Annotated in this window: 9 protein-coding genes; 4 read left to right on the top strand and 5 right to left on the bottom strand. The window is 31.3% G+C overall.

The window, feature by feature from the left end:
* Nucleotides 1-273: YwrJ family protein (locus tag V7056_RS19895; protein WP_499704124.1), on the top strand; the 273-nt coding region annotated here is incomplete at its 5' end.
* Nucleotides 274-289: 16 nt separating this feature from the next.
* Here V7056_RS19895 and V7056_RS19890 read toward each other — a convergent pair.
* Nucleotides 290-847 (bottom strand): GNAT family N-acetyltransferase, encoded by a 558-nt coding sequence (locus V7056_RS19890; protein WP_499704123.1) that lies wholly within the window; start codon nucleotides 845-847, stop codon nucleotides 290-292.
* A 491-nt stretch (nucleotides 848-1,338) separates the two neighbouring features.
* Here V7056_RS19890 and V7056_RS19885 point away from each other — a divergent pair, with 491 nt between their 5' ends.
* Genes V7056_RS19885 through V7056_RS19875 form a run of 3 tightly spaced genes read left to right on the top strand, consistent with a single transcriptional unit; the run spans nucleotide 1,339 to nucleotide 3,907 of the window.
* A complete protein-coding gene (locus tag V7056_RS19885; protein WP_499704122.1) occupies nucleotides 1,339-2,088 on the top strand; it encodes a metal ABC transporter ATP-binding protein in 750 nt (249 codons plus the stop codon).
* The gene (locus V7056_RS19880; protein ID WP_499704121.1) at nucleotides 2,085-2,960 is read left to right on the top strand and encodes a metal ABC transporter permease; all 876 of its coding nucleotides are present in this window, start codon (nucleotides 2,085-2,087) and stop codon (nucleotides 2,958-2,960) included. Before V7056_RS19885 ends, V7056_RS19880 begins: the two co-directional genes overlap by 4 nt.
* A 20-nt stretch (nucleotides 2,961-2,980) precedes the next feature.
* Nucleotides 2,981-3,907 (top strand): metal ABC transporter substrate-binding protein, encoded by a 927-nt coding sequence (locus V7056_RS19875; protein ID WP_499704120.1) that lies wholly within the window; start codon nucleotides 2,981-2,983, stop codon nucleotides 3,905-3,907.
* A gap of 65 nt (nucleotides 3,908-3,972) precedes the next feature.
* On the opposite strand, the gene V7056_RS19870 is transcribed toward V7056_RS19875, so the two are convergent.
* The 4 genes from V7056_RS19870 to V7056_RS19855 are packed head-to-tail and all read right to left on the bottom strand — an operon-like array spanning nucleotide 3,973 to nucleotide 6,777.
* A complete protein-coding gene (locus V7056_RS19870; protein WP_499704119.1) occupies nucleotides 3,973-5,301 on the bottom strand; it encodes a DUF4097 family beta strand repeat-containing protein in 1,329 nt (442 codons plus the stop codon).
* Nucleotides 5,298-5,759: a hypothetical protein gene (locus tag V7056_RS19865; RefSeq protein ID WP_499704118.1), complete on the bottom strand. Its 462-nt coding sequence runs from the start codon at nucleotides 5,757-5,759 to the stop codon at nucleotides 5,298-5,300. The genes V7056_RS19870 and V7056_RS19865 overlap by 4 nt, the downstream gene beginning before the upstream one ends.
* Nucleotides 5,759-6,232: a zf-HC2 domain-containing protein gene (locus tag V7056_RS19860; RefSeq protein ID WP_499704117.1), complete on the bottom strand. Its 474-nt coding sequence runs from the start codon at nucleotides 6,230-6,232 to the stop codon at nucleotides 5,759-5,761. Before V7056_RS19860 ends, V7056_RS19865 begins: the two co-directional genes overlap by 1 nt.
* Nucleotides 6,229-6,777 carry an RNA polymerase sigma factor gene (locus V7056_RS19855; RefSeq protein ID WP_499704116.1) on the bottom strand — a complete coding sequence of 183 codons (549 nt, stop codon included), beginning with the start codon at nucleotides 6,775-6,777 and terminating at the stop codon, nucleotides 6,229-6,231. Before V7056_RS19855 ends, V7056_RS19860 begins: the two co-directional genes overlap by 4 nt.
* Nucleotides 6,778-6,920 lie beyond the last annotated feature (143 nt).

Here is a 6,920-nt window from a genome sequence, read left to right as displayed (position 1 = left end):
AAATGGATCACACCATATAATCATAGAGTCATTCCATATAATCTTACGAATGAAAGTTTACCAGTTAATCCTTCTCAAACTTCATTACATCGTTCTTTTGAAAACCAGCTTAGAAAAGAAGAAGGAAAACTTGTTGTATTTGATGGTGGGAGTGACCCAATGAAAATTGGTCTTGTAAATAAAGTCGAAAATAATATCATCACACTATTTGTAGCTAGTGGTGAGATTGTCCATTTGAAACTTTCCCATATAAAATCGGTACACTTGCCTTAAAAATCAGTAAAAAGAGTCAACTCTGAGTTGACTCTTTTTTTATAAATTCTTCCCACTCTTCTCTTAAAATTCCCATTCGAATAGAATCATAGTACTCCCCTTCGTAATACCTACATTTTCGTAATCTTGCTTCTAAGGTCATTCCAAGTTTTTCTCCGACTTTCATCATTCGATGATTACCAGACCATGTCGTATAACCTACTCTAACGAGAGGCATAGTATCAAATAAGTGATTGATCCATAGTCGAAGTGCTCTTGTTCCTACTCCACCACTCCAAAAATTTGAATCATAAATACCGATTCCCATTTCTAGCCAATTGGAAGGTTTATGCTCCCAATAATAACTTACAGTACCAACTACTATACCATCAATTAGAATAGCCCATTTCGCGTCTTGATTTAGCTCTTCATTTTTTTTTGAATAATATTCATTATATGTTTTTACCTTATGCTCGAAATATGGGGCGTCCCACTTTTTCCATTCAGGTGAAGCTTCTTTATATATTAATTCCCAAAGCCTTTTTAAATCTTCTTCTATAATCGGCCGAATGACTAAATTATTGTCTCTATACAAATATTCGTTCTCCTTTATTTTTAATCTGGTCATTTATTAAATACTACCTAATGTAGAAATTCTAATATCAATTCAAGCAACTGATTCGTTTTAAAAAATCATTTAGCACAATTTGAAATGTATTTTCATATGATTCTTTATAGATTAAAAAATGATTAGTTTTCTTTAATTTTAAATTTTCTAATTATATAAATTGTAATAGATGATGATTACCTGGTTCAAGCTTAAATATGATTATCATGAAATAACCTAAGCTATTAAACTAAAAAATTTGAGTAAATAGAATTTAATTGCTTTACAATGTCATAAAAAACAATTAAAATTTCATTAAACATAAAAAAGTTTCCTTAACGCAACTTTTTACACATGTTTTTCATTTAACCGAATATATTCTTCTTATCATCAACATTTTTAAGAGGACAAATTTTTTTATTTAAAAAGTTGCACCAGTGCAAAATAGATAGACGAGGTAAAAAAAGGGGGATTTAATATTGAATAAAGCATTAGTAATAAAAGACCTTTACGTTTCCTACCAAGGAAATCAAGTTATTCAAAATGTTTCCTTTGAAGTTGAAAAAGGAAAATTAGTAGGGATTATCGGTCCAAATGGTGCTGGAAAATCTACATTAATGAAAGCGATTCTTGAATTAATTCCTAGAGATACTGGAGTTATTAACATTTTTGGACAATCGATTCGCAATTTCAGAAAATTTGTTGCTTATGTCCCACAAAGAAGCGATATTGATTGGGATTTTCCAATAACAGTATTAGATGTTGTTTTATTAGGCACTTATCCTAATCTAGGATTTTTTAAGAAACCTAAAAAAGAAGATAAAGATTGGGCTGCTGAATGTTTAGAAAAAGTTGGAATGGAAAGTTTTAAAAATCGTCAAATTGGTGAGCTCTCAGGTGGTCAACAGCAACGAGTATTCTTAGCGAGAGCATTAGCACAAAATACCGACATCTTATTTTTAGATGAACCCTTTGTTGGAATTGATGTGACTAGTGAAGAAACAATTATCAAAATCTTAAAAGAACTTAGAAATTCAGGTAAAACAATTATTGTCGTGCACCATGATTTAAGTAAAGCAGAAAAGTATTTTGATGATTTATTATTACTGAATCGTAGTCTTGTAGAGTATGGAACTGTAAATGAGGTGCTTGATCCAGAAGTCATTTCAAAAGCTTATTCTAATCAAACTTTTTATGTTAAAGAAAGGGCGAAGGTAAGTTTATCATGAGTGTATTACATTTTATAGAAGCCGTCATGCAATATGATTTCTTACAAAAGGCTTTACTCACATCGGTTATTGTAGGGATTATTTGTGGTGTTATTGGTTGTTTTATCGTCCTACGAGGGATGGCATTAATTGGAGATGCAATTTCTCATGCGGTATTACCGGGCGTAGCAATTTCTTATATGCTAGGTTTTAACTTTTTTATCGGAGCCGTTGCAACTGGTTTACTAACAGCGATTGGAATTGGATTTGTAAGTCAAAATAGTCGTATAAAACATGATATGGCAATTGGTATAATGTTTACTTCCGTGTTTGCTGTTGGAATTATATTAGTCACTTTTATGAAGAGTAGTGCAGATCTGTATCACATTTTATTTGGTAATGTACTATCGGTTCGTTCATCTGATATGTGGATTACAATCTGCATTGGGATCGTTGTCGTTAGTCTTGTCTACTTATTTTATAAGGAATTACTTGTTTCTACATTTGATCCAACAATGGCTCAAAGTTATGGGCTACCGATTAAATGGATTCAATATGGTTTAATGGTGCTACTTACATTAGTTACAGTTGCATCACTTCAAACAGTAGGCATCATCTTAGTCGTTGCGATGTTAATTACACCAGCTGCTACCGCCTATTTATTAACAAACCGTCTATGGGTCATGATTTACTTATCAGCTTCAATCGGTGTCATTTGTTCGGTCATTGGCCTTTACTTTAGTTTTACTTACAATTTAGCATCTGGTGCAACAATTGTACTTGTAGCAGCGTTTTTATTTGCAATGGCATTCTTCTTCTCTCCTTCTCAAGGATTGATTTGGAAGCTAATGAAAGCAAGGAAAAATAAAACAAATTTATCCTTGGATAAGTAATCACAAAGGAGGATTCATTCTTGAAATTTAAAAAACTTTTATTACCACTACTTCTTATTTTCCTTCTAGCATTTACTGCTTGCTCAAAGGACACAAATAACGATAAGAAAAAACTACAAGTTGTGACTACTTATTCCATTATTTATGACATTGTCAAAAATATTGGTGGAGACAAGATTGAAATTCATAGTTTAGCCCCAGTTGGATCAAACCCTCATGAATATGATCCACTTCCAAAGGATTTAATGAAAACAACTGATGCAGATATCGTATTTTATAATGGGTTAAACTTAGAGGAAGGCAATTCATGGTTTAAAAAACTTTTAAAAAGCTCAAATAAATCTGATAAGAACTCACCAGTTTATATGGTTAGTAAAAACGTAACACCCATTTACTTAGAATCAAATGGACTTGAAGGTGAAACTGATCCACATGCATGGCTAGATATTCAAAATGGAATCATCTATGCCAAAAATATACGAGATGGTTTAATAAAAGAGGATCCGAAGAATAAAGACTATTATCAAACAAATGCAGATGAATATATTGCTAAGCTGGAAAAGCTTCATGCTGAAACGATTACAGCATTAAGTAAAATTCCAGAGGAAAAAAGATTCCTCATTACTAGTGAAGGTGCATTCAAATATTTTAGTAAAGCATATAATTTACAATCTGGATATATTTGGGAGATCAACTCTGAAGGTCAAGGTACACCAAGCCAAATAAAAAATGTAGTGGATTTAATCAATGCTAAAAAAGTACCTGTACTGTTTGTTGAAACAAGTGTTGACCCAAGAAGTATGGAAACCGTATCTAGAGAAACTGGCGCGCCAATCGTGGGTACAGTATTTACTGATTCTTTAGGTAAACCTGGTGAGGAAGGCGACACTTATTATAAAATGATGGAATGGAATACGAAAACAATTATTGATGCTTTAAACAAATAAAAATAAAACCCAAGCCAAATGCTTGGGTTTTATTTTGTATTATGAATCTTAAACCTAATAATCTATCATTTATTAACAATTATATTTCCATTAGATGTTTTTAAAAATAATTGATTCGTACCTTCGCCTAATGTGACTGTTTGTTTTCGATTTTCTTCTTCCTGTTTATTTGATTGCCAACCTATATTTCCTTCAAATGAACCATCTTCTTTTTCAGCCTTTATTGTTATATCTTGCTGTTTCCTCATATTCAATTGAATATTTCCATCTTCTGTAGTAATCTGACTATTACCTATTAAATTAGCTTCATCTATTGTAATCGAACCATTGCTTGTTTGCGCAAAAAGCTCACCAATAAAAACGTCTATATCTATACTTCCATCCTCAGTTGTAATCTTACTACGATCCTTTAAGTTTGCTTGATTAAGCGTAACTGTACCTTGACTCGAGGTCATGTCGATTGATCCAACAATATTTACTATTGAAATATTACCATCCTCTGTCGTAACTTGACTCTCTTTTGTTACATTTGCTTTATTTACTGTGATTGATCCATTTGCAACTTTTACATCGAGTTTTCCTTTTATGTTTTCAATATCAACAGCACCATCATCTGCTGTTATCTTACTGTTTTCACTTAACTCCACATTACGTACAGAAATTGATCCATTATTTGCATTCGCAATTAAGTAACCAGAAACGTCTTCTATCTTCATTTCCCCATCGTCAATTTCTACTTCTGTTTTATTCGATTTATTTTGTAAATCAATAGAACCATTACTAACGTTTATCTTTGTACTAATCTCTTTCGGTAATTCTATGTTTAATTTAGTTTCTGAATCATTAAATGTAATAAATGAAAACTTTTCTTCTTCACATTTTACATATAATTTGTTACCCAGCTTTTTAATGGAGAAATAATCTCCAAGCTGACTATTCGGAGCCTTTTTATCGGTAGTTGGAATTCTCATACTACCTTCAACTTTTAAAACTTGTGAATTTGTACCAAGAACATTCACTTTACCATCGGGGGCGTCAATGATAATTTCATTTATTTCATTTGAAATGTTTTGCTCTTCATTTATATCAACAGTTGTAGATTTTAAATTTATTCCTAATTCCTTTATAACAATATGACCGAAATTAAATGCTATTGAAGCAAACATAACACAAATTAATAATATGATACTAAACCAACTAAATCTAAGTGAATCTTCCTTTCTAATTAAATGGAAGACTAATATCTCGATGCCTAATAATATACAAGCAATTGGCCATGCGTTAAGTATTAGTTTTGTATATGGAAGAGAAATAAAATTCTGAAGAAAATACAGGATCCCAATTGCTATTAATAAGACTCCAGCAGTTATAGAGCCAACTTTCCAATTCTTCATATTTCCTCCTTAGGTTTTCCAATTAAAATTCGAATCCCAATAATGACAAACACTGCACTCACAATGATTTTATATAGAATATTAAAATCTATACTAAGTTGTAAATAATCCGCTGAGTTTTCTAATAATGATAAGCCACCAAAACCGATAAAGATCCATGCGATTACAGTTTTATTAACTCTTATTAAATTTTGTTTGAAAACAGGCTCATCAATTAGTTCTTCATTTTCACGGTATTTACTATGATATTGAAGCGCATCAAAATAACTATAAAACACAATAATTGGAATAAAGAATGCAAACATCTCAACCATATGTGTCATAAAAATAGCGCCAAATAAAAGCAGCATGAATTGCAATCCACGTTGCATTAGTCCTAAATAAAAATGCCCTAGTCCAGGTAAAAAGGATAAAATATAAACCCCCATTTTACGTTTTTTTAAAGTTCTTTCTTCCATTATTTACTCATTCCTTTCCAAATTTTTGGTATGCTAAAATTCATTTTTTCACTTTTTTCTAATAAATTAGAGGTTTGTTCTATTGTTTGAACGACTTGTTGATTAGACTTAGTAATTTGTTTTTCTAATTGAAAATGGAAAAATAAAAACGTTGCCGCTGCAGCAAGAGATAAATGAACTAGTCGTACTAATTTAGAATTCGACTGCTTTTTATGATGTAGCTTTGAATGTTGCTCTGATTTCATTACTTCTTTATTCATTTTTTCAGTTTTCATCATAATCTCTTCAAACATCTCATTTGAAAGCTCTAAATTAATAGGGTTCATCCAATCTTCATGAAGCTCGCCAAGTAGGATTAATTTATTTTGACATGCAGAGCAGCTTTCTAAATGCTGTTCAAGAAGTTGAGATTCTTTATTTGATAACTCCTTTAATTGATAAGAAATAAGTTGTTCAGTCGTTAAGTGTTTCAAATGATCCCTCCTCTATGCTTGTCTTTTATTAAACGTTTGGCTCGATACAAACGAGATTCAACAGTTTTCACTGCAACATTTAATTTCATTGAGATTTCACTATATGAAAGTTCATCAAAATAATATAACTTTAATACATCTCGATAAGCTGGTGGCAATTCTATTAAATATGAATGAATTAGTTCTTTATCAAGATTTTTTAATAACGCTTCCTCTGGCGATAAACGATTCGTTTCAGGTAATGATGAAATAACATCTTCTGGTTCTTGTTCGAGTTGCCTATCTTGTTTTCGTTTATAATCAATCGCTTTGTTCATCGTTATTCGATAAATCCAAGTTGAAAAACTAGAATCTCCGTTAAAGTTTCCAAGAGATCGATACAATTGAAGAAAGACTTCTTGCGAGATATCTTCTGCGTCTTTTTGATTATTTGTAACTTTTAGGGCAACTGCTAACACACGAGACTGGTACCTTAAAATTAGTTCTCTAAAATGTTGTTGATTACCGTTTAAAATACGTTCCACTAATTGCTCATCTGACTCCATTTTGTATCACCTCTTTTCCTCTTCGTAACATTAGACGAAGCATTTTTATATAACCCTGCAAAAAAAGATAATATTTTTTTATTTTTTTAAGATTGCTTTAGTAATGCTTGAATAATAGAGTTTTATTCGATAAAAAAAGAAAA

This window comes from Bacillus sp. JJ664 (genome assembly GCF_036962205.1).
Lineage (GTDB): Bacteria > Bacillota > Bacilli > Bacillales > Bacillaceae_G > Gottfriedia.
Note: the sequence above shows the minus strand (reverse complement) of the source record. Positions and strands in the feature narration are given on the sequence as shown.

Bases quoted from the DNA above. Each gene is read 5' to 3' on its own strand.
- V7056_RS19880 (WP_499704121.1), top strand. From the start codon at position 2,085: ATGAGTGTATTACATTTTATAGAAGCCGTCATGCAATATGATTTCTTA.
- V7056_RS19870 (WP_499704119.1), bottom strand. From the start codon at position 5,301: ATGAAGAATTGGAAAGTTGGCTCTATAACTGCTGGAGTCTTATTAATA.
- V7056_RS19865 (WP_499704118.1), bottom strand. From the start codon at position 5,759: ATGGAAGAAAGAACTTTAAAAAAACGTAAAATGGGGGTTTATATTTTA.
- V7056_RS19855 (WP_499704116.1), bottom strand. From the start codon at position 6,777: ATGGAGTCAGATGAGCAATTAGTGGAACGTATTTTAAACGGTAATCAA.